Origin of the sequence: Defluviitalea raffinosedens (assembly GCF_016908775.1) — a bacterium.
GTDB lineage: Bacteria > Bacillota > Clostridia > Lachnospirales > Defluviitaleaceae > Defluviitalea > Defluviitalea raffinosedens.
The window spans coordinates 12048-34127 of record NZ_JAFBEP010000028.1 but is presented as its reverse complement, the minus strand read 5'-3'; the positions used below and the strand labels follow the sequence as shown (position 1 = coordinate 34127).

Annotated in this window: 20 protein-coding genes, 1 CRISPR repeat array and 1 other annotated feature; of the genes, 16 read left to right on the top strand and 4 right to left on the bottom strand. The window is 36.8% G+C overall.

The features are described 5' to 3' along the window. Positions 1 to 189: 189 nt before the first annotated feature. Positions 190 to 616: a CRISPR direct-repeat array (repeat unit 31 nt; unit sequence GTTTTAATCGGACTACTGTAGAATTGAAATT). Between the two features lie 116 nt (positions 617 to 732). Further along, entirely contained in the window at positions 733 to 1074 is a 342-nt protein-coding gene (locus JOD07_RS15270) for a hypothetical protein (protein ID WP_207756990.1), read from the bottom strand. 210 nt (positions 1075 to 1284) lie between these two features. Here JOD07_RS15270 and JOD07_RS14245 point away from each other — a divergent pair, with 210 nt between their 5' ends. The 8 genes from JOD07_RS14245 to sigF all read left to right on the top strand — a co-directional run bounded on the left by JOD07_RS14245 (position 1285) and on the right by sigF (position 10096). Then, positions 1285 to 2484 (top strand): AAA family ATPase, encoded by a 1200-nt coding sequence (locus JOD07_RS14245; RefSeq protein WP_204614426.1) that lies wholly within the window; start codon positions 1285 to 1287, stop codon positions 2482 to 2484. 65 nt (positions 2485 to 2549) lie between these two features. After that, positions 2550 to 2775, top strand: a binding site (T-box leader). 146 nt (positions 2776 to 2921) lie between these two features. Further along, positions 2922 to 5555 (top strand): valine--tRNA ligase, encoded by a 2634-nt coding sequence (locus JOD07_RS14240; protein WP_204614425.1) that lies wholly within the window; start codon positions 2922 to 2924, stop codon positions 5553 to 5555. A gap of 72 nt (positions 5556 to 5627) precedes the next feature. Beyond that, on the top strand, positions 5628 to 6923 hold the full coding sequence (locus JOD07_RS14235; protein ID WP_204614423.1) for a bifunctional folylpolyglutamate synthase/dihydrofolate synthase: 1296 nt from the start codon (positions 5628 to 5630) through the stop codon (positions 6921 to 6923). Positions 6924 to 6928: 5 nt separating this feature from the next. Then, a complete protein-coding gene (locus JOD07_RS14230) occupies positions 6929 to 7078 on the top strand; it encodes a hypothetical protein (protein WP_180322458.1) in 150 nt (49 codons plus the stop codon). Positions 7079 to 7091: 13 nt separating this feature from the next. Beyond that, positions 7092 to 8444, top strand: coding sequence for a tetratricopeptide repeat protein (locus tag JOD07_RS14225; protein WP_204614422.1), 1353 nt, complete (start codon positions 7092 to 7094; stop codon positions 8442 to 8444). 136 nt (positions 8445 to 8580) lie between these two features. After that, positions 8581 to 8919 carry an anti-sigma F factor antagonist gene (gene spoIIAA / locus JOD07_RS14220; protein ID WP_158740689.1) on the top strand — a complete coding sequence of 113 codons (339 nt, stop codon included), beginning with the start codon at positions 8581 to 8583 and terminating at the stop codon, positions 8917 to 8919. Between the two features lie 11 nt (positions 8920 to 8930). Next, positions 8931 to 9362: an anti-sigma F factor gene (gene spoIIAB / locus JOD07_RS14215; protein ID WP_158740687.1), complete on the top strand. Its 432-nt coding sequence runs from the start codon at positions 8931 to 8933 to the stop codon at positions 9360 to 9362. Between the two features lie 17 nt (positions 9363 to 9379). Beyond that, positions 9380 to 10096, top strand: a complete 717-nt coding sequence (gene sigF / locus JOD07_RS14210) for an RNA polymerase sporulation sigma factor SigF (RefSeq protein ID WP_158740685.1) — start codon at positions 9380 to 9382, stop codon at positions 10094 to 10096. Here sigF and mnmA read toward each other — a convergent pair. Beyond that, a complete protein-coding gene (mnmA, locus tag JOD07_RS14205; protein WP_158740683.1) occupies positions 10093 to 11202 on the bottom strand; it encodes a tRNA 2-thiouridine(34) synthase MnmA in 1110 nt (369 codons plus the stop codon). The two genes, sigF and mnmA, sit on opposite strands and share 4 nt — an antisense overlap. A 186-nt stretch (positions 11203 to 11388) precedes the next feature. Between mnmA and JOD07_RS14200 the strand changes: the two genes are divergently transcribed. From JOD07_RS14200 to spoVAE, 6 genes are read left to right on the top strand one after another with little or no spacing between them, the layout of a single operon-like run. Continuing rightward, positions 11389 to 11574: a hypothetical protein gene (locus JOD07_RS14200; protein WP_158740682.1), complete on the top strand. Its 186-nt coding sequence runs from the start codon at positions 11389 to 11391 to the stop codon at positions 11572 to 11574. Beyond that, positions 11549 to 12166, top strand: a complete 618-nt coding sequence (locus tag JOD07_RS14195; protein ID WP_158740681.1) for a stage V sporulation protein AA — start codon at positions 11549 to 11551, stop codon at positions 12164 to 12166. Before JOD07_RS14200 ends, JOD07_RS14195 begins: the two co-directional genes overlap by 26 nt. Next, on the top strand, positions 12166 to 12597 hold the full coding sequence (locus JOD07_RS14190) for a stage V sporulation protein AB (protein WP_158740679.1): 432 nt from the start codon (positions 12166 to 12168) through the stop codon (positions 12595 to 12597). The genes JOD07_RS14195 and JOD07_RS14190 overlap by 1 nt, the downstream gene beginning before the upstream one ends. A 23-nt stretch (positions 12598 to 12620) precedes the next feature. Beyond that, positions 12621 to 13064, top strand: a complete 444-nt coding sequence (spoVAC, locus tag JOD07_RS14185) for a stage V sporulation protein AC (RefSeq protein ID WP_243429343.1) — start codon at positions 12621 to 12623, stop codon at positions 13062 to 13064. A 15-nt stretch (positions 13065 to 13079) separates the two neighbouring features. Then, positions 13080 to 14096, top strand: a complete 1017-nt coding sequence (spoVAD, locus tag JOD07_RS14180; protein WP_207756987.1) for a stage V sporulation protein AD — start codon at positions 13080 to 13082, stop codon at positions 14094 to 14096. Positions 14097 to 14106: 10 nt separating this feature from the next. Then, the gene (gene spoVAE, locus JOD07_RS14175; protein WP_158740677.1) at positions 14107 to 14463 is read left to right on the top strand and encodes a stage V sporulation protein AE; all 357 of its coding nucleotides are present in this window, start codon (positions 14107 to 14109) and stop codon (positions 14461 to 14463) included. A gap of 30 nt (positions 14464 to 14493) precedes the next feature. Here the strand turns inward: spoVAE and JOD07_RS14170 are convergent, their stop codons facing one another. Continuing rightward, positions 14494 to 17232 carry a transglycosylase domain-containing protein gene (locus JOD07_RS14170; RefSeq protein WP_204614417.1) on the bottom strand — a complete coding sequence of 913 codons (2739 nt, stop codon included), beginning with the start codon at positions 17230 to 17232 and terminating at the stop codon, positions 14494 to 14496. 183 nt (positions 17233 to 17415) lie between these two features. On the opposite strand from JOD07_RS14170, the gene yunB reads away from it, so the two are divergent. Continuing rightward, positions 17416 to 18156, top strand: coding sequence for a sporulation protein YunB (gene yunB, locus JOD07_RS14165; RefSeq protein ID WP_204614416.1), 741 nt, complete (start codon positions 17416 to 17418; stop codon positions 18154 to 18156). 44 nt (positions 18157 to 18200) lie between these two features. Here yunB and JOD07_RS14160 read toward each other — a convergent pair whose 3' ends face one another. Then, positions 18201 to 21149: a vitamin B12-dependent ribonucleotide reductase gene (locus JOD07_RS14160; RefSeq protein WP_158740671.1), complete on the bottom strand. Its 2949-nt coding sequence runs from the start codon at positions 21147 to 21149 to the stop codon at positions 18201 to 18203. A 238-nt stretch (positions 21150 to 21387) separates the two neighbouring features. Here JOD07_RS14160 and JOD07_RS14155 point away from each other — a divergent pair, with 238 nt between their 5' ends. After that, positions 21388 to 22059 carry a Mur ligase family protein gene (locus JOD07_RS14155; RefSeq protein WP_158740669.1) on the top strand — a complete coding sequence of 224 codons (672 nt, stop codon included), beginning with the start codon at positions 21388 to 21390 and terminating at the stop codon, positions 22057 to 22059. Positions 22060 to 22080 lie beyond the last annotated feature (21 nt).

Genomic DNA, 22080 nt, shown 5'->3' with positions numbered 1-22080 from the left:
CTGAGAAGTATAAAGAATAGTGGCTATATTATATGAGTTATCCCAAAAAGAGGGTTAACCTGCTTTTTAAAAACCGAGAACAAGTTGACACTGACGGTCGACTACTTTTTATTGCATTTGAGAGGGATAATTGGTAAAATAAATATAAAAATTTTTTAATCAATAGAGTAAAATGTTGATTTTACTGCTGTTTTAATCGGACTACTGTAGAATTGAAATTGGATGATACCGGAAATGCATGGCGATTTAGAGACAGTTTTAATCGGACTACTGTAGAATTGAAATTATTTCTACGGAAACATAATAGAAGGATCAAACATTGTTTTAATCGGACTACTGTAGAATTGAAATTTGTGTTATATGCTTTTAAGGCCGGGTGTTCTCTTGTTTTAATCGGACTACTGTAGAATTGAAATGTTTTTCCGGATTAGGTTCTCTTGAGCCATCCGGTTGTTTTAATCGGACTACTGTAGAATTGAAATATACCTTTTATTGATTTTGCAACAAGCATTGGGTCTGTTTTAATCGGACTACTGTAGAATTGAAACGGATATGGCACAGTAGATGCTCATGAAAACTTTATGGGTTTTAATCGGACTACTGTAGAATTGGGATATTAAATAATTGGACAAAAATAAGTGGAGCAAACCTCCACTTATTTTATGCAAAATATGTTGTAAAGAATGAAATATTAATATTTTTGAATCATAGCCTTTATATTCATCTCCAAAATTACTTCCCGCCATATGTTGAGTCTCCTGGCCCGAATTCGAACACAAAGGTCATATTCCATATTGGTGTAATGTATACGACCAACTGGGCGGAAGGGGCCAATCTTTGGGAACCGATCGAATAACTGACGTCAAATGGAATCTGAGCTTTTAGAAGAGCTGCTTCTGCTGCCAGAAGGAGCTCTTCGTTAATGGCTTTAGCAGTTATTAATTTTTGAAATGCTGTGGTGGCAAGTAAAGTAAAGAGTTTTTCAAAATTAGACACGTTTTTTATATTGCTCAACTGGGCAAGTTTGCTGAAATCAATATTTTGATTGTTATTATACGAGTTTTGAAGGCTCATAACATCACTCCAAAAGTTTTATACTATACACTGTTTTCTTAGCAATGAATTAAGAATTACTTAGGGATCAAGACAATTCTCAAAGCATATTCCATATTATTCCTTTTTATTATATGCTTTTGCTGAATAGAATAGAGTTTTTTTGTTATGCTCATATATTGTAGTTATGATATAATGGTATCAATAAAGATGACAGTAATGAGGGGTAATATGAAAGAATCATCCAAAAAGCAGAATAATAGATTCGCAGGATTTTTAAAGTCGATTACTTTGGGTTTATTTTCCCGTTTCAAAAAGCAAGATGAAACCAATGAGTTATATGATTTGTTCAACAGAGAAGATGAGTTCTCTGATGATGCTGAAAAAGCCAACAGCCTCTGTGCGGAGCTGATGGATATTGCCGATCAGAAAATTAATTTGTTAAAAGAGCTTCAGGAAGTGATGAAGCAAGAAAAGGAATTAGAACAGTTTAAGCTTCTTACGGCTGAGGATATGAAAAAAATCCGTAAGTTACTCTTTGACTATAAGGCAATAGAAGATGAAAAAGAATCGCTTAAAGGAAGACTCATTAGCAAAAATAGAATTCTGAGTGTTATTCAAAAATATGAAGACGAAATTCCTAAAATATTAAATGAGATCAAAGAAGCAGAAGAAAAGCAAATAAGGGTAAAAAGAGATGTGGATTATTTAGAAGGAGAAAAAGAGGCCCTTATTTATAACAGGGAGCAGCTTGAGAATGCCCAGGTGCTTATTTACAGATTGTCCATAGGAACAGTGATTGCCCTTGGAATTGTTGCGCTTATTTTTGCTGTTCTTATTGCAAAAGAAACCAGAATCTTGATCCCGGCAGTTATTACGGCAATCGTGGCAATAGGAATGGGAACATGGATATATATCTTTAGAAGACAGGTAGAATATGAACTTGTCAAAAACGGGCGAATGCAGGCAAGAGCTGTAAAACTGCTTAATAAAGCGAAAATTCGCTATGTCTACTATACCAATTTTTTAGAATATGAATATAAAAAGTTTAATGTGGACAGCTTAGAGCAATTGGAACGGAACTGGGATCTTTACAAAAAGAACAAGCATCATGAGAAAAGATACAGAAGCATCAATTCAACGATGTCGAAAATCGAGGATGAAGTCCTCAGTATTTTGGAGAATCGAGGTATATACGTAAGGTATTTTGATGATATTAAACAGTGGAGTACAGTAGAAGAGCGCAGAAAGATTTTGGCAGAACTTGAGCAAGAAAGAGAAGCCTTAGAATCCAAACTGGATTTTTTGGATACCTATCAGGAAGACATATGGAATCAACTGAATGAACTGAAAGAAAGGGATCAAACGGAGGACAAAATCATAGAAAAAATCATCCAAAACTATCTAGAAGATATGGAAGCAAAAGCTTAATAGTCCTTGACAAGAAAACAACATTTTTATACAATGAAACAAACCGATTGATAAATCATACAATGAAATAAACTGTGATGAAGAGGAGTACACTGATACAGCTCCCAGAGAGGAAAACCCTTGGCTGAAAGGTTTTTCGAGAAATGTACAGTGGAAGGTAGCTTCGGAGTTTTCGCATTGAACCTTAGTAGATGCGAACGGCTGACCCCGTTATGGTCGCAAAGTGTCTTTGAGCATCCTAAAATGCCAAAGAAACAAAGGTGGTACCACGGAATCTCTTTCGTCCTTTACAGGATGAAGGAGATTTTTTTATTGCACACTCGCGCATACTGTATTTTGTTGGTTTTGCCGACCGCGCTCGGCGCGAGAGTTTCGTATAGGAAGCTTTTTCTTGTTGTACTTTTTGAATCAAATTCATATTTTAGGAGGTTTATAATATGGAAAAGGTATATGATCCTTCAAAGGTTGAAGATCGTTTGTATCAAAAATGGCTGGAGAAAAAATATTTTCACGCAGAAGTAGACCGTTCAAGAAAACCATTTACAATCGTTATTCCACCGCCAAATATTACAGGACAATTGCATATGGGACATGCGCTGGATAATACTCTTCAGGATATCCTGATTCGCTGGAAAAGAATGCAGGGATATAATACCCTTTGGATGCCTGGAACAGACCATGCCAGTATTGCAACAGAGGTAAAGATCGTTCAAAAAATGGCCGAAGAAGGCTTAACCAAACAAGATCTGGGCAGACAAGGATTCTTAAAAAGAGCATGGGCATGGAAGGAACAATATGGGGGAACCATCATAAAGCAGCTTCAGAAATTAGGAAGCTCCTGTGACTGGGACAGAGAACGTTTTACCATGGATGAAGGTTTATCCAAAGCTGTACTGGAAGTATTTGTTCGCCTGTATGAAAAGGGATGGATTTATAGAGGAGTTAAAATTATTAACTGGTGTCCAGTATGCCAAACCACCATTTCTGATGCGGAAGTAGAACATGTGGAAAAGGGTGGACATTTCTGGCATATTCGATATCCGATGAAAGATGGCAGTGGTTATATACAGATTGCGACTACTCGTCCTGAAACCATGTTGGGAGATACCGCTGTTGCGGTCCATCCTGAAGATGAAAGATACAAAGACTTCATTGGAAAAACTGTAATTCTTCCTCTTGTAAACAGAGAAATTCCAGTGGTTGCCGATGAATATGTAGACAGAGAGTTTGGAACAGGGGTTGTAAAGATTACACCTGCCCATGATCCCAATGACTTTGAAGTAGGTTTAAGACACAATCTTCCTCAAATTAATATTATGAATGATGACGGTACTTTAAATGAAGCTGCTGGGAAATATGCAGGATTGGACCGTTATGAAGCCCGCAAGCTGATTGTTAAAGACTTAGAAGAACAAGGATATCTGGTTAAGATTGAAGATCATGTGCATAATGTAGGACTTCATGATCGTTGCAATACAGTTATTGAACCTATGATTAAAATGCAGTGGTTTGTGAAAATGGAGGAACTGGCAAAACCTGCAATCGAAGTGTTGAAAAATGGAAAACTAAGATTTGTTCCGGAACGTTTTGGTAAAGTATATCTTCACTGGCTGGAAAACATCAGAGACTGGTGTATTTCAAGACAGTTATGGTGGGGCCATAGAATTCCTGCATATTACTGTGATCAATGCGGACATATAGAAGTTGCGAAAGAAACCCCTAAGGCTTGTTCAAAATGCGGATGTACTTCTTTTAAACAAGATGAAGATACACTGGATACATGGTTCAGCTCTGCACTTTGGCCTTTCTCAACTCTTGGATGGCCCGACAAGACTGAAGAATTGGATTACTTTTATCCAACAGATGTTTTGGTTACTGGATATGACATCATTTTCTTCTGGGTTGTAAGGATGGTATTTTCAGGATTAGAGCAAATGGGAGACGTGCCATTTAAGGATGTCCTGATCCACGGACTTGTGAGAGACTCTCAGGGAAGAAAGATGAGCAAATCCCTGGGTAATGGTGTAGATCCTCTGGAAATTATAGAAAAATACGGCGCGGATGCCCTTCGTTTAACCCTGGTAACTGGAAATGCTCCTGGAAATGATATGCGTTTCTACTATGAAAGGGTTGAAGCAAGCAGAAACTTCGGAAATAAAATCTGGAATGCAACAAGGTTCATATTAATGAATTTAGAAGGTGAAGATGAAGTTCAAGTAAAAGTTGAAGACCTGACTGCAGCAGACAAATGGATTCTGTCTAAAGTAAATACTTTAGCGAAAGAAGTAACAGAAAACATGGATAAATATGAGTTGGGAATTGCTGTTTCTAAATTATATGATTTCTTCTGGGAAGAATTCTGTGACTGGTATATTGAGATGGTTAAACCTCGTCTGTATAATAAAGAGGATAATACCAGAAAAGCTGCCCTTTGGACCTTAAAAACAGTACTCATTAATGCACTTAAGCTGCTTCATCCATATATGCCATTCATCACTGAAGAAATCTTTACAAATATCCAAAACGAGGAAGAAACCATCATGCTTTCTGCATGGCCTGAATTTAAAGAAGAATGGAAATTCTCCGTTGAAGAAGATGAAATAGAATTAATGAAACAGGCAATCAGAAATATTAGAAACTTAAGAGCAGAAATGAATGTTCCGCCTTCCAAGAAAGCAAAGCTCATCGTTGTTTCTGAAGACGATAAAGTTCTGGATATCTTTGAAAGAGGAAAGGTATTCTTTGCATCTTTGGCTTATGGCAATGAAGTATTGGTACAGAAAGACAAGACAGGTGTTGATGAAGATGCAGTATCAACGATCATTCCTGGAGCGACTATTTATATTCCTTTCGCTGAATTGGTAGATATTTCAAAAGAAATTGAACGTCTCCAAAAAGAAAAGGAAAAGCTGATCAAAGAAGTTGAAAGAGTAGAAAAGAAATTAAGCAATAAAGGGTTTGTGGAAAAAGCGCCTCAAAATGTTATAGAAGAGGAAAAAGAAAAACAAGTTAAATATAAGACAATGCTTGAACAGGTTGAAGAAAGACTTAAAGCTCTGTCTAAGAAATAATTTGCTAAGACTCCTTTAGGGGGGTCTTAATTTTTTAAAAAAGCGAAAGCGCATTTATGAGGAGGTACTACTTTGGAATATAATGATGTGATCAGTTATATTAATTCTATAGAACGTTTTGGCTCAAGACCGGGGCTTGTCAGAGTTCAAAACCTATTAAGAAGACTGGGAAATCCAGAAAAGAATCTTAAGGTTATACATGTTGCCGGAACCAATGGAAAAGGTTCCGTATCCACGATGATCAGTTATATTTTAGAAAAATCTGGGTATGATGTAGGTATGTACACATCCCCTCATTTGGAAAACTATAACGAAAGAATAAAAATCAATAATAAAGATATATCTGATGAGGAGTTTGCTACAGCAGGAGAGAAAATCATAAAAGCATGCCAGAAATGTGTGGAAAACAATGAAGAACATCCCACAGTATTTGAATTTCTGACGGCTATGGCCTTGCTGTATTTTGATGAGCAATCGGTGGATTTTGTAGTATTAGAAGTAGGTCTGGGAGGAAGATACGATGCCACGAATGTGATAGAAAATCCGCTGTTATCGGTTATAACCTCTATCAGTATGGATCATATGGATGTCTTAGGAGATAGTATTGAGTCGATTGCATTCGAAAAAGCGGGAATTATTAAGAAAAATTGCAGTACTGTATTGTTTTTTCCAAATAATAAGGTGTATAATATTATTAAAAGTGTTTGCGAAAGTTTGAATTCTCAATTATATTATGTTTCTGATATGCATATCCAGAATGTAAGACATAGCATAGAGGGGATAACTTTTTCGATCAACACTGATTTTTATTCTTATAAAGATCTGAAAGTGTCGCTGATTGGCGAGCACCAAATATATAATACAGCTTTAGTGCTTTTGGCTGTGGAAGTATTAAGGAACAAGGGTATTGAAATTTCTGAAGAAAATGTTAGAATCGGGTTGGAGGAATGTTACTGGCCGGGACGTCTGGAGATCGTAGGGAAAAATCCCCTGATTCTTCTCGACGGTGCCCATAATGAGGAAGGCGCCTTGGCTTTGGCTAAAGCTTTTGAACAGTACTTCCATGATCAAAATATTACTTTGCTTATTGGCGTACTTAAGGATAAACCATATGAGCTTATGTTAAAGCAATTGCTGCCTTATGCTTCAAAGGTTGTACTGACTGAACCGAACAGTTCCAGAAAACTTCCGATAGATGAATTAGAGAAAACCGCTGTGAAGTATTCTTCGTATATATATCAGAATGCTGATATAGCACAGGCTTACGAATTAGCGCTGAAATTAACGAATGAGAAAGATGTGCTATGTTGTGCCGGATCATTATATTTGATTGGAGAAATTAAAAAAATGATTAAGAAAAGGAGTTGAAAATCATGCTTGATTTTAAAGAAGAATTACGTAAGTTTAAACCTATTTTGGAAATAGATCATATAGAGGAAGCCATTCAATCCAATGAGGTAAAAGATATATTGGATTTATTAACTCAGATTACAAAAAATATCGAATCTAAGCCCAAAGAGTAAGGAGTAGATTGATGTGAATTGTCCAGCGTGCAATAATGAAATCAAACAAGCTAATCGATGTCCAATATGCCAATTTGACATTGCCTTATATAGAAAGATAAAAGATATTTCTAGCAGATTATACAATAAGGGATTAGAACAAGCCCATAACAGAGAATTGACCGCTGCAATCGATTCATTAACCAAAGCCATTGAATTTGATAAGACCAATATAGATGCAAGAAATTTGCTGGGATTGATTTATTTTGAAATGGGGCAAGTTGGTCAGGCATTGACGGAATGGATCATCAGTACTCATTTTAAGAAAGAAGACAATATCGCCAATGATTATATTAATCAAATTCAAAACAATCCAAGGAAATTGGATTTGTATAACGACTCCATCAGAATGTACAACCAAGCTATAGAATATATCAGGCAAAGAAGTGAAGATCTGGCCATTATCCAGCTTAAGAAAGCGATTCAGGAAAGTCCTAATTTTGTAGAAGCTTATTGTTTATTGGCTTTATGTTATATTGCAGAGAAAGATAAGGCCAAAGCCCTTTCGTACATAGAAAAGGTCTTAGAAATTGATATTAGCAATCCAAAAGCATTAAGATATCAAAAAGAACTGAAATCCAGTGTAAGACCGCAGACCAATGATAGATCCAAAACGGTAGGCAAACATGAGACGAAACGCACGCACCAAACTTATTTTTCTCCTTTGGGGCAGATCGCAGGATTTATTGTAGGAGCGATTTGTACAGCTGCGCTTTTATTCATTTTAGTCATACCGGATAAAACCAATGCCCTTAACAGGCAAATTGCTGATTTGAATGCTGAAAATCAAAGACTGGAAGAAGAAATCACAAAAATCACCAGAGAAAGTCAGGAAACCATTAGCAGTTTAGAAGAACAGCTTGCAACAATGCAAGAAACCAATGATGAACTTCAGAAAAAGCAGAATGCCATAGAAGAAGCTCAGAAAATAAGCCAGGCAGAGACACTATATAACAGCAGTAATTTTGCTGAAGCAGCTTCTTTGCTTATGTCCATTGATTTAGATGTTATTTCAGAAGAAAATAAGACTGTTTATGATCAATTAGCCGGTAAGGTGTTCAAAGAAGCTGGAAGATATCATTATAACACTGGATTAAACAGTTACTCAAAAGGAGATTATGATAACGCCAAGCTTAATTTCGAAAAATCTTATCTTTATGTTAAGGATCAATATTATTCAGATAATGTCTTATATTATCTGGGAAGAATTTACGAAGCAGAAAATAATATAGAGAAAGCAAAAGAATGCTATCAACAAGCCATCGATCAGTATAAAGGAACGGATGGAGCAAATAGCTCAAGAAGAAGGCTAAATAATTTACAATAATTAGATAATACCAATAAAATTTGGTATTATTTTTTTGTTTTTAAAGGAAAAATCCAATTTATGGAGAATATATTCATAAGTCCTATGATTATGCTTACTTTTACGCAATGAAAATACTAAGGAAAGGGGAAAAGCAATGGATATTAAGTATTCAATGAAGAAAGGAAGCCTTATAGTAAGGATTTCAGGAGAAATCGATCACCATACTTCTGAAGATATAAGAGAAAAATTAGACAGGGAATATCAAAGGCAGAATGCGAAAAATATTATATTTGATTTTTCTGATATTCAATTTATGGATAGCTCCGGAATAGGTGTCATAATGGGAAGGTATAAGAATGTCAAAGAACGGGGAGGTCAAGTAGGTATTTTTAACGTACAGCCACAGATTGATAGAATTTTCCAACTGTCAGGTTTGTATAAAATCATTAATCATTACCAAAGTTTAGATGAAGCAGTAGCAAGTCTGCAATAGGGGGAATAATCATGCAATATCAAAATTCAATGAAAGTATCATTTGTTAGCAAATCACAAAATGAAGCCTTTGCACGGGTTGCAGTAGCAGCTTTTGTATCTCAGCTGGATCCTACACTGGAAGAAATATCAGATATTAAAACTGCAGTTTCAGAGGCTGTTACCAATGCAGTTATTCACGGATATGAAAACCAGGAAGGTATTATTACTGTAAGCTGTGATATTTCTGACAATGTCGTTGAAATCACCGTTGTGGACGAGGGGGTAGGCATTGAAGATATTGAGCAGGCAAGAGAGCCATTATACACTTCCAAGCCGGAGTTGGAACGTTCAGGTATGGGATTTACGATGATGGAAACATTTATGGATGAAGTAGAAGTAGAATCTGAAAAAGACAAAGGAACAATCGTTCGAATGAGAAAAAAACTGCGTAGCTTGGAATAGCCAAAAGAGGTGGGCAGATGGATAGAACATTGGAATTAATCAGGAGTGCGCAAGCAGGAGATACAGCTGCCAGAGATTTACTTGTGGAAGAAAATGTAGGATTGGTATGGAGTATTGTCAAACGTTTTAAGAATAGAGGCTATGATATAGAGGATTTATTTCAAATAGGAAGCATTGGATTGATTAAAAGTATAGATAAATTTGATCTGAATTATGATGTTAAATTTTCAACCTATGCCGTTCCTATGATTTTGGGCGAAATCAAGAGATTTATGAGGGACGACGGAATGATTAAAGTAAGCAGGTCCCTTAAAGAATTAGGGCAAAAAGCCAAAGCGTTAAAAGAGACCTTGGCGAAGAAAAATGAGAGAGAACCTACGATTCAGGAATTGGCGGATGAAATGGGTATAGAAGTTGAAGAACTGGTTATGGCACTGGAAGCTAATAGCGATGTTGAGTCTCTTCAATCGGTAATTTATGAAGGGGACGGCAATCCCATCAGATTAATAGACAAACTGGATTTGGACAGTAATTATGAAAGCAATATGATTGATAAGATTGCCTTGGAACAAGTGATCGAAAAATTAAATCCAAAAGAAAAGCAGATTATCACCATGAGGTATTTCAATGATAAAACTCAGACTGAGATTGCAGATGTTATAGGCATTTCCCAGGTGCAAGTTTCAAGGATTGAAAAGAAAATACTGAAGTCGATGAAAGAAATGTTCGGTTAGAGGGCATTTCTTTCTTTTATGACTTCATTGATTGTTCCGCCTCCCAGGCATACCATGTCCTGATAAAATACGACTGCTTGCCCAGGCGTAATGGCCTTTTGGGGATTATGAAAGATGACTTTACAGGTATTAGCGTTGAGCCGTTCAACTGTCACATTCTGATCCGGCTGACGATATCTGAACTTTGCTGTGCAAATAAATTTAGAGGGCATTTCCTTTTGGCTGATCCAATTGACATCTGTAGCAATCAAACCGTAAGAATAAAGACTGGGATGGCTTTCTCCCTGCACAACGTATAAAATATTTTTTTCCAAATCTTTATCCACCACAAACCAAGGTTCACCACTGCCCGAACCTCCGATCCCTAAGCCTTTTCTTTGTCCCAGGGTGTAATACATCAATCCGTCGTGTTTTCCCACTAGCTTACCGTCTAAAGAATAAATATCTCCTGGCTTTGCAGGTAAAAAATTGCTTAAAAACTCTTTGAAGTTCCTTTCTCCGATAAAACAAATTCCCGTGCTGTCTTTCTTTTTGGCAGTGGCTAACTTGGCATCTTCAGCAATTTCCCTCAACTCTGGCTTTGTTAAATGGCCTACTGGAAACATGGTTTTTGAAAGTTGATATTGATTCAGTTGATTTAGAAAATAAGTCTGGTCTTTATTAGGATCTGCACCTCTTAGCAGCCGATATTCCCCATCAAAGAAGTCAACTCTTGCATAATGTCCTGTTGCAATATAATCTGCACCCAGCTTTAAGGCATGTTCAAGAAATGCTTTGAACTTTATTTCTTTGTTGCACAATACATCGGGATTGGGGGTTCTTCCTTTTTTATATTCATCCAGAAAGTAAGAAAATACTCTGTCCCAGTATTCTTTTTCAAAATTAACCGTATAATAAGGGATTTGAATTTGGTCGCAAACTCTTCTCACGTCCTCATAATCTTCTGCCGAAGTGCAAAAACCCAAATCATCAGATTCATCCCAGTTTTTCATAAAAATGCCGATGACATCGTACCCCTGTTTTTTTAACAGCAGGGCGGCTACGGATGAATCCACACCTCCGGACATTCCTATTACAACTCGGGTATTTTTAGGATTTGCATTCATATTACTTCTCCTTAATCCATTAATATAATTTATTTTATCCCTGAATTGATTTTACATGATGAAAAGGATTTTGAAATTTATGGATAAATTGATTAACTTGATTAAATTTAATGGTATCTCTTGCTAGAATATGTTTTCAAAAAATATCAAAAAATAAAGAATGAATTATAGAAGGAAGGTGAGAAAATGGTTAAGAGAAAAACTTGGGGAGGCATAATAATCCTTTTGCTGGTTTTAATGGTAGGAGCACTGGCAGCATGGATCTATATGTCCTTTTCAAATCAGCCTGTTCCTTCAAAGGGAGTATATGTAAAGAGCATTCAAAGCGATTATGGAGGCTTGCCCTATGACAGTTTATATAAAGCCGTATAAAAAAACAACCATCTATAATAAAAGGAATATTACCATTAAAGATATTGCTGAGATCGCTGCTCCCGTTTCAATCGAAAATTCACTTGAAAAGATTCAGGTGTTGAAAATACAGGAAAACAAGAAGAAAAATTATGTAATTTCTATTATAGACATCATAAAAGCCATCCATAAAGAGTATCCAGATATTGATGTGGACAATGTCGGAGAAACACATAGTATTATAGAATATTCTCCCAATGAAAATAAAGAAAATGGTATTCTAACCTTTTTAAAAGTACTTAGTGTGTGTTGCATTTTATTTGCCGGTGGGGGCATTGCAATAATGACATTTCATACAGACGCAGCGCTTCCCGATGTATTGAGGCAACTGTATAAAATGTTTACAGGAATTCAAACGGATCAACCTTATTGGATACAAGTACCTTATTCCATCGGTATTGCTGTAGGCATTATCGTTTTTTTTAACCATTTTTCTTCTAAGAAAATAACTGATGACCCCACACCTATTGAAGTAGAAATGGATACGTATGAAGACAGTGTAGAAGATTGCATTATTGACAGCATTATCGAAGAGAAAAGGAGAAATAAATAATGTTTTGGGGTAGATTATTGTCTGTTTTGGTTGGATTTAGCGGTGGGGTAGTTATAGCCGGTGGAGTATTTGCTTTTATAGCGATTATAGGTATTATTCCAAGACTCATGCAAAAAACGAAAACCAATAAATACGTAATTTTATATGAGAATGTTATCATTTTAGGCGGTATTTTAGGAAGCCTTACAATGATTTGGGATATACGAATTCCCATCGGAAACATTGGATCAAGTATCATAGGATTTTCTTTTGGTATTTTTGTAGGATGCTTGGCTGTATCATTAGCTGAAATCCTGGATGTTATACCGATTATAGCCAGAAGAGTAATCATTAAAAAAGGAATTGGCTTCTTTTTGATTAGCGTTGCTGTAGGAAAGGCAGTTGGATCTTTGATATATTGGATTATTCCAGGTTTTATTCAATACAAATAATGATCTGAAAGCGAGGAAGATATATGGATCAAATGCAAGACATGAAAAAAGAATATGAGCAACTGGTAGAGAAAGTCTCTCCCAAATCCAATACAGTCCGGGATTGTGCCAGAGCATTCTGGGTTGGAGGACTCATTTGCACTATTGGAGAACTTATTACAAATATTATTAAAAGTTTTGGATATAACCAGGATGAGGCATCCATGCTTACAACGATCACTCTGGTGTTTTTAGGAATTCTTTTAACAGGCTTGGATATTTATGATTCTATAGGGAAATATGCCGGAGCGGGGTCCATTGTACCTATTACCGGCTTTGCCAACTCCATGGTATCTCCTGCTATTGAATTTAAAAAGGAAGGATATGTATTTGGAGTGGGTGCAAGAATGTTTACCATTGCAGGCCCCGTTATTGTATATGGTGTGATTGCATCGGTGATTGTCGGTATTATACATTATTTTATATAGGAAGGTGGAATCATTATGTCAAAGCGCATGGGAAAACAAACCATTAAATTCGATTCGCCTCCCAGTATTATTGCAACAGCATCAACAGTAGGACCTAAAGAAGGGAAAGGCCCTTTGGCTAGTTATTTTGATGTAGTACTTCATGACCCATTATGGGGTGAAGACAGCTGGGAAAAGGCTGAAAGTAAAATTGTAAGGAAAACAATTGAGAGAGTAATCGAAAAAGCTCATTTAACTCCGGAAGATATCAATTATATATTCGCAGGAGATTTACTCAATCAGCTCACAGCCAGTACTTTTGGAATCAGAGGTTTGAATATTCCGTTTTTTGGGCTTTTTGGAGCTTGTTCAACGATGTCAGAATCCATGTCATTAGGAGCTATGGTGATTGATGGAGGTTTCGCAGATTATGTTGTAGCAGAAGCATCCAGTCATTTCTGTGGTTCTGAAAAGCAATTTAGATTTCCGCTGGAATTAGGTACTCAAAGGCCTCTTACAGCTTCATGGACTGTAACAGGAAGTGGAGCAGTAGTACTTGCAAAGAATGGTACTGGTCCATATATTACCCATGTTACAACAGGTAAGATTGTGGATTTGGGCATCAAAGACCCCAATAATATGGGAGCTGCCATGGCTCCGGCAGCCGCAGATACGATCATCACTCATTTTCAGGATACTGGTCGAAGCCCAGAGGATTATGATTTGATCATTACAGGCGATTTGGGTTCAATTGGAAAAGAATTAACTCTTGAATTGGTCAGAAGAAGTAATTATGATATCGAAAAAGTTTTCTCCGACTGTGGAATAGAAATATTTGATCCTGTGACTCAGGATACTCATGCCGGAGGAAGCGGCTGTGGATGTTCTGCTGTAACATTCGCAGGATATTTGTATAAAGAAATGCAAAATAATAAATGGAATCGCATTTTATTTATTCCAACTGGTGCATTAATGAGTCCAGGAAGTACACAGCAGGGTGAATCGATTCCAGGTATCGCTCATGCAGTTGTTATAGATAATAAATGGGCATAGGAGGAGTTGTATGGATTATATAAAAGCATTTATTGTAGGTGGAATTATATGTGTCATAGGACAATTATTAATAGATAAGACAAAATTAATGTCCGGCAGAATTTTAGTACTGTTTGTTACTTTAGGAGCAGCTCTGCATGGTATTGGGCTTTATGAACCTATAGTAAAATTCGCTGGAGCAGGCGCAACAGTTCCTTTGCCCGGGTTTGGATATGCCCTGGCAAAAGGTGCAATCGAAGAGGTAGAGAAGGTAGGTTTAAGAGGTGCATTTACAGGAGGATTAAAGGCAACTGCTGCTGGAATTACCGCAGCAATTGTGTTTGCCTATTTATCAGCACTTATTTTTAATCCAAAAGCAAAAGAATAACCCTCATTCGCAGAGAATGAGGGTTATTTTTTAAGGCAACGGAACATAAAAATCATCCATGCTGCTTGGAGTATCAGTAATGCTGGAATCCGGTGTGGTTGTATCAGGCGGTGTACCTGGAGTTGGAGAGCCAGTGTTTCCGCTGTTTCCGGAATTTCCGGTGTTACCAGTGTTTCCGCCGTTTCCAGGAAGAGTTATAACGCCATTGTTATCTGCTTCCGGGATTGTAAATCCATCAGAATTATTTGGATCAGTATTTGAACTTGAATTTGGTCCGTGAACATTACAAGATGACTTTTCTTTAGAAACAGGAAGTTCATATTGAGCATCTGCTGGATATGGACCGTTCGAGCTTGCTGGAACGTAAGGCACTGGTCTTACAATAAATACTTTTTCTTTAACGGTTTCTTCCGGACAGTATTCATTGGCAAGTAATCCGGATACAGTACATACTTTTTCTACTTTATGAACATCACAGTATTCTTTAGGCTGGGTACCTTGTTCAAAATACTCATATTTTGCAGTAGATCCCCTTGGATCATGTTCACAGGTAGAGGTAGCCAGTTTGCCTGATTCGGTACATATTCTCGCTTGTACGATTCCGCTTGGTACTTCAAATTTCTTTATAGGAAGTTCTTTATGGATTTCTTCCATTATTGCAGACCAGAGCAAATTATGATAGCTCTTATCATAACGCATTTTTTTCGGAGTATCATGTCCTAACCAGATTCCGGCTGCATAATAAGGTGTATATCCTACAAAGACAAGGTCTTTATCATCGGAAGTAGTACCTGTTTTTCCGGCAATAGGCATATTGATGTTTTTAAAACGGGCAAGAGTACCAGTTCCTCTGGTAATTACATCTTTCATCATGTCGGTAAGAAGGAAAGCTGTAGTTTCTTTTAATACTCTGCGTTGCTGTGGTGTATTGTCTATTAGAAGATTTCCGTCATGGTCTAATATTTTAGTATAAAATACGGGTTCATTATATACCCCGTTGTTTGCAATGGTAGCATAAGCTGCTGTAAGTTCCAGAGGCGTAACGCCATCGGTAATACCTCCAAGAGCAAGTACAGGGTTTTTATCCGTAAATACTCTGCCATTTCGCTCTTCATGATCTATAAGAGTTGTAAATCCAAAATGCTGAAGGTAATCGAAACTGGTATCTATGCCAGTGTCTATTAAGGTTTTAACAGCTAAAACGTTCATAGAATTATAGATACCTTCTCTTACTGTGCTGAGACCTTCATATCTTCCCGTCCAGTTATTAATATACTTTTTGGATGAACCATCCTTTACTTGTAAAGGTACATCATCGATTACAGTGCCTGGAGTTACTTTTCCTGTATCAAGGGCAGGAGCGTAAGCTGCCAATACTTTAAAGGCTGAACCGGGTTGACGTTTTGCATGGGTTGCACGATTAAACATCAGATTACCGATTTTTTCGCCTCTTCCTCCTGCGATAGCTAATACATGCCCGTTATGATAGTCCATGATCACCATTGCAGATTGAGGCTGAGGGATGGTATAGACCTGTTCTTTTATGATTTTATCTCTTTCAGTTATTCCCCAGTCTTCTATTTTTTGTGCTTTAAAATCTTCAATTTCATCTTCACTGGCTATGATACCTTCTCCAGCCAGGTGCTTTTGAGTGCCATCGGGTCTTTCTATGGATACATTATATACAACTTTTAATTCGTAAGATTTAGGAGGGTAGAATTCATCCATTGCATAATATTTATCCACGATCCTTTGCATTTCCTGGTTAAATGGCGTATAGATGCTTAATCCACCGCTGTAAAGCATATTGGTGGCTTCTGTTGCTGTATAACCCTTCTTAATCTGTAAATCATTAATAACACTTTCGATAATTTGGTCAACATAATATGAGTGTTTGGAATCTTCTACATATTGCTGACTGGTTTCTTGAACTTTTGAATATACATCTTCATTAATTGCTTCGTCATACTCACTTTGGGTAATATATCTCTGTTCAAGCATTTTCAGCAAGACTATTTTCTGTCTTTCACGATTGTTCTCCGGATGGTTGATTGGACTGTATCGGGAAGGATTTTGTGTAATCGCTGCAATAACCGCACTTTCTGCTAAGGTTAATTCAGATACATCTTTGTTGAAATATCTGTTGGCTGCTGCCTGTACACCGTTTAGTCCATGGCCTAATCCAATTTCATTGAGATACCATTCCAGTATTTGGTCTTTATCATAGATTTTTTCAAGCTGAATAGCCAAATATTGCTCCTGCAGTTTTCTTTCGATTTTTTTCTCTGTGGTGAGCACTCTGTTTTTAATGAGCTGCTGGGTAATGGTACTGGCACCTTCGCTGAAAGAATGTTCTTTGATATTTACGACTACTGCTCTTAAAATACCTTTAAGATCTATTCCGTTGTGGGAATAGAATCGTTCGTCTTCTATGGCAATAAATGCTTGCTGCAAATGCTTAGGTATTTGGTCCAGTTCTGCATAAACCCTGTTTTCGTCACCATGCAGACGATCGATTTCATTTCCGTTCAGATCATAAATGATAGAAGTATATTCTTTGGGGGACAGTTTAATATCTTTTATGTCTGGAGCTGTATTAACAATTCCAAGAAATACACCCAGTCCTCCTCCAACAGCAGCGAATGCCCCAAAGATCATGATAACAAAGATGATGCGAAATATAATAATGCTAAGACGTTTTTTGACTTTTTTATTCTTAGAATTAATGGCACTTTTCTTTTTATCATTGGATTCTTTTGAAAAGTTCATATGTAAGCCTCCTTATTGAGATACAGTAAACATTTATGTCTGTCTGTATCATGGGTATGAATGGAGCAAAATTATTCTTAACTATTATAGCAGATTACCCATAGATACAAAAGAGAAATTATAGTATTTATTTTATGCACCTTTTACAAAATGTCGCATAAATTATATATAAGGGGGGATCCGATGAGAAAAAGCCTAAGGGGTAAAAAGCCAAAAAAATATAGAAAGAAAGCACTTTTAAAATTGAAAATATTGATCTTCATTTTGATTATATGTACATTGTTTGCTTTTATATATATAAGATTAGATCGGCAAATTATGCCTACAGTTATGACGATGGCACATATCAAAGCCAATGCAATAGCTACGGATGCAATCAGTCGAGCAGTCAATAACGCCTTTAAAGATAATAATATCACTGTGCAAGACTTGGTTATATACGATTATGATGAAAATGGCAACATAGTCTCATGGACAATTAATTCACCGAAGATCAATGAATTATGTGCGGATATAGTAGTAGGAATATCGAAAGAACTTGAAAGTCTTTCAGAAACTTCTCTGGCGATTCCCTTAGGCAGTTTAACTGACAGTAAGATTTTTGCCAATATTGGGCCTAAATTAAACATTAAAGTACTTCCAGCCGGTGATGCCACGATTAATTATGATAAGGAATTTCGTTCAACGGGAATTAACCAAATCAATCATACTGTATGGCTTAATGTGGATACAAGGGTTCAGGTAGTTGTCCCCCTGGCGTCGGAACAGATAAGAGTAACAAGAAAAGTTATTTTATTGGATAAAGTTCTGAGCGGAAAAGTACCTCCCAGCTATGTGGATACCACTAAAGACAGTACCCTGGATGCAGACCTTCAAGATCCTTTTGAAGACCCTATAGATTTCGAATATCCTTATGTACAGTAAAAAAAGGATTACCATCTATTGGTAATCCTTTTTAGTATGATTTCTTAACTACATCCTGTTGTAGTGCCGCAGTCCATACATACTTTACAGGTGCCGTTTCTTACTAATTTAGTGCTTTTGCAGTTGGCACAAACTTCTCCGTAGATGATTTCAGGGTTATTGCTTGAATTGCCTGGAGAAGGAGTAACTGGTTCAATTTTGGTATTCAATATTGTATCAGTTTCATCAGGCTTTACCTGACAATGAGAATAATCTCCTAATTCGATTTCAATAATTTTACTGATTAAATCTGAAATTGAATCTGCACTTTTGATATAAGGATGACGTGCTATAAAACCGCTGGGCTCATATTTCTGACCACGATACATTTTTGCGATATCCTGAGCAGGAACACCGTATTGAAGCATTTCTGAAATCGTGGTGGATAAACTGTCAAGCAAACCTTTAACAAGAGATCCCTGACGTCCGGCAGCCACATATATTTCTCCAAGTCTTCCATCTTCATAAAAAGAAGTTGTAATGTATAGTTTAAGACCACCTATTTCAGCTTCGTGAACATGGGCTTTACGAATGCCGCTTGGTTTGATTCTGACTGGTTTATATTCAAATTGCTTTTTCTTTGCATACTCCAGCAGTTCTTGATAGGTTAAATCTTCTATCTTTGTTTCTTTCTCCTGATCAATCGTTGTGTTAAGGGGCTGTGAAGCTTTGCAGCCGTCTCTGTAAAGCGCAATAGCCTTAACACCTAGCTTCCATGATAAGAGATAAATATTTTTAATATCTTCTACAGTGGCATCATTGGGTAAATTAACTGTTTTACTTATGGCACCTGAAATATGAGGTGTTAATGCTCCCATCATTTTCACATGGCCTTCAGGAGATATATACCTCTTACCTGTACCACAGCGGTTTGCCGTGTCAAATATAGGATAATGTTCTTCTTTAAGGTGTGGTGCCCCTTCAATTTTACCATCAACGATAATGTCAAAACCATTTTTGCTTTCTTTTCTTAAGACATAATTTACAATGTCGTCAATTTGCTCTTTGGTGTATCCTAGTTTTTTCAGGGTTATGGGGATGATTGGATTAATAATTTCCATACTTCCGCCCCCAACAAGCTTTTTATAGGCAACATGGCTGAAGAAGGGTTCAGCGGAAGTTGTTGCACAGTCCATGGCAAAGGCAATGGTCCCGGTTGGAGCAAGTACAGAAACTTGTGCATTTCTGAAACCATTGGTTTTTCCGCTCTCTAATGTTTTTTCCCAGACCACTTTTAGGCAGTCCGATATATTTCTGTAACCTTCTTTAACAAGAAGCTGATGGTCTATTACGATCGGCTTATAATTCAGGCCTTCGAAATCTTTTTCACATTCATCATAGTTGGCAGCTTTCGCATGATTGCCAATTACCCTAAGCATGGATTCTTTATTGATATCAAAATAAGTAAAGGGCCCGACTTCTTTGGCAAATAAAGAAGAAATATAATAGGAATAACCTGTCAATATACTCATTAATGAAGCAGCGATATTTCTTGATTCTTCAGAATCGTAAGGTTTTGCCATTAACATAAAGAGTGCACCGAGATTGGTCAAACCTAAGCCTGTTGTTCTGAAGTGATAGGATTTTCTTGCAATATCCTTTGTGGGGAATTGTCCCCAGTGGATGGTTGCTTCCAGCACAATTTGCACCATTTTGATGGTGTGCAGGTATCCTTCGACATCAAAAACATCGTTTTCAGCATCATAGTATTTTACAATATTAATGCTTGCAAGATTACATGCCGTATCATCTAAAAACATATATTCTGAACAGGGATTGCTTGCATTGATTCTGTTATGCTTTGCATTCAGTTTTCCATCTTCTCCGGCAGGACATGTATGCCAGGCATTTATGGTATCATCGAATTGAACGCCAGGATCCCCGCATCGCCACGCAGAGTAAGCAATGTCATTCCAAAGTTTTGCAACAGGCACTTCGCAATTGATACTGGAATCAATTCTTCCTTTCAAAGTCCATGTAGCATCTTTATCGCTTAATAAATTCATAAATTGATCCGTTATACGCACAGAATTGTTTGCGTTTTGACCGGATACGGTTTCATAAGCTTCCCCGTCAAAGTGAGTAGAGTATCCCATTTTGCCCAGGGCAACCACTTTATCTTCTTCTTTTGCTTTCCAGGTTATAAAATTTTCAATTTCAGGGTGGTCGATGTCTAATACATTCATTTTTGCAGCTCTTCTGGTGGTTCCACCGGATTTGATGGCACCAGCATTACGGTCGAATACTTTTAAGAAGCTTAAAAGTCCTGAGGATTTTCCTCCTCCTGACAGGGGTTCTCCTTTTGCCCTGATAGAAGACCAGTTGCTTCCAACTCCAGAACCGTATTTAAACAGGCGAGTTTCAGTGACCAGTTGATCTGTCAGAGATTTATCTCCCAGCAATGAGTCTTCGACACTTACGATAAAACAGGCGGATCCTTGAGTTCTTGTATAAGCATCCTTTGCTAACACCACATCTTTTAAATGTTCATCATAATAATAGTGTCCTTGAGGAGGTCCATCGATGCCATATGACATTTTTAATCCTGTATTGAACCACTGAGGACTGTTGGGTGCCCACATCTGATTCAGCATCATAAATGCCAATTCATCGTAGACAATACTTTTTTTGCTTTCATCGAATAAACCTTCGTTAAGAGCTGCTTCTACCCAGAAGGATACCATTCTATGTACTACTTGTTTTAAGGAGTATTCATATCCTCTGTCGTTAGGGACTCCTTTTTTTCTAAAATATTTACTCGCAATAATATCGCAGGCAGATTGCGAATAGTGCTCAGGAAATTCGACATTTTCCATATTGGTTATGACTTTTCCTGTATTATAGTCCATGATTCTTATATCAACGGTTTTCCATTGAAATAAATCATAAACTGTTTTAGATGAGTTTTCTAATTCTTTTGTGTAATGGCGAAAAAGTAAATTACTAAGATTCATTATTGCTTCCTCCACAATTTGGATATAGTGTACTATATATTGTATCATTATTTTAAAAATATGCAATATCTAGTTCGATATTTCATTTAAATAGTTGCTTTTTTGGTTCTATCCACTTTACCAATTGATTCATATATAGTCAGAAATTCAAGACAGATTTTGACGAAATATATACATAACTATAAGTCATAATACGAAAACTAGTAGTATCGAATTTTGACAAAAAAGGAGCTTTTATATGGTGAAAGTAGGCATACTTGGAAACCATGGAAAAACGGCTGCTGTTAATCTTTTGGCTCAATTGTGTAAAAGTTCGGGAATGAAAGTCAGTGTACTTAAAGAGAACTTAAGTACTTGGCTTCATAATAAAGAAATTACTTTTCAAGAGTATATTCACGCATTAAGTAAAAGTAATATAGAAATGCTTATTGTTAAAATTACCGAAGAAGGGCTTGTTAACAACTGGTTTTCCAATGTTGATTTTGATGTTCTGATCTACACCATGGGAAGAACTGAGGAAGATTATAACTACAATGCCTTGTATTCTGAAGAGAGAAAACTTTTTTTTACACTGGCTAAAGATGCTGTAAGTATAGTCAATGTAGATGACAGAAGTGTATTTAAATTATTAAAGGGTAATAAAACTCATTTGATTACTTATGGCTTTAATCCCAAAGCAAGTATAACGGCTTCCAGTATACAGGAGGACGAGTTTAGCAGACGGGTTCAATGTTGTGTGCAAAGGACGATAACAACTTTCAGCGGCAGAGAATTGGAACCCCAGGAGTTTTCTGTTACATTACCTCTCAAAAACGATCAGGAAGTTTATAGTGCGTTGGCAGCTATTACTGCTGCATTGATTAATGATGTTGCGATTCCGAATAAAATACTTATAAAAAAATACTTCTAAAAAGAGAAAATAGGGAATAAA

Excerpts from the sequence above, each read along its gene's own strand:
- JOD07_RS14170 (WP_204614417.1), bottom strand. The coding sequence starts at position 17,232 with ATGAACTTTTCAAAAGAATCCAATGATAAAAAGAAAAGTGCCATTAAT.
- JOD07_RS14155 (WP_158740669.1), top strand. The coding sequence starts at position 21,388 with ATGGTGAAAGTAGGCATACTTGGAAACCATGGAAAAACGGCTGCTGTT.
- JOD07_RS14200 (WP_158740682.1), top strand. The coding sequence starts at position 11,389 with ATGGTTAAGAGAAAAACTTGGGGAGGCATAATAATCCTTTTGCTGGTT.
- spoIIAB (WP_158740687.1), top strand. The coding sequence starts at position 8,931 with ATGCAATATCAAAATTCAATGAAAGTATCATTTGTTAGCAAATCACAA.
- mnmA (WP_158740683.1), bottom strand. The coding sequence starts at position 11,202 with ATGAATGCAAATCCTAAAAATACCCGAGTTGTAATAGGAATGTCCGGA.
- JOD07_RS14160 (WP_158740671.1), bottom strand. The coding sequence starts at position 21,149 with ATGAATCTTAGTAATTTACTTTTTCGCCATTACACAAAAGAATTAGAA.
- spoVAC (WP_243429343.1), top strand. The coding sequence starts at position 12,621 with ATGGATCAAATGCAAGACATGAAAAAAGAATATGAGCAACTGGTAGAG.
- JOD07_RS15270 (WP_207756990.1), bottom strand. The coding sequence starts at position 1,074 with ATGAGCCTTCAAAACTCGTATAATAACAATCAAAATATTGATTTCAGC.
- JOD07_RS14230 (WP_180322458.1), top strand. The coding sequence starts at position 6,929 with ATGCTTGATTTTAAAGAAGAATTACGTAAGTTTAAACCTATTTTGGAA.
- spoVAE (WP_158740677.1), top strand. The coding sequence starts at position 14,107 with ATGGATTATATAAAAGCATTTATTGTAGGTGGAATTATATGTGTCATA.
- spoIIAA (WP_158740689.1), top strand. The coding sequence starts at position 8,581 with ATGGATATTAAGTATTCAATGAAGAAAGGAAGCCTTATAGTAAGGATT.
- JOD07_RS14245 (WP_204614426.1), top strand. The coding sequence starts at position 1,285 with ATGAAAGAATCATCCAAAAAGCAGAATAATAGATTCGCAGGATTTTTA.
- JOD07_RS14195 (WP_158740681.1), top strand. The coding sequence starts at position 11,549 with ATGACAGTTTATATAAAGCCGTATAAAAAAACAACCATCTATAATAAA.
- spoVAD (WP_207756987.1), top strand. The coding sequence starts at position 13,080 with ATGTCAAAGCGCATGGGAAAACAAACCATTAAATTCGATTCGCCTCCC.
- JOD07_RS14190 (WP_158740679.1), top strand. The coding sequence starts at position 12,166 with ATGTTTTGGGGTAGATTATTGTCTGTTTTGGTTGGATTTAGCGGTGGG.
- JOD07_RS14240 (WP_204614425.1), top strand. The coding sequence starts at position 2,922 with ATGGAAAAGGTATATGATCCTTCAAAGGTTGAAGATCGTTTGTATCAA.
- sigF (WP_158740685.1), top strand. The coding sequence starts at position 9,380 with ATGGATAGAACATTGGAATTAATCAGGAGTGCGCAAGCAGGAGATACA.
- yunB (WP_204614416.1), top strand. The coding sequence starts at position 17,416 with ATGAGAAAAAGCCTAAGGGGTAAAAAGCCAAAAAAATATAGAAAGAAA.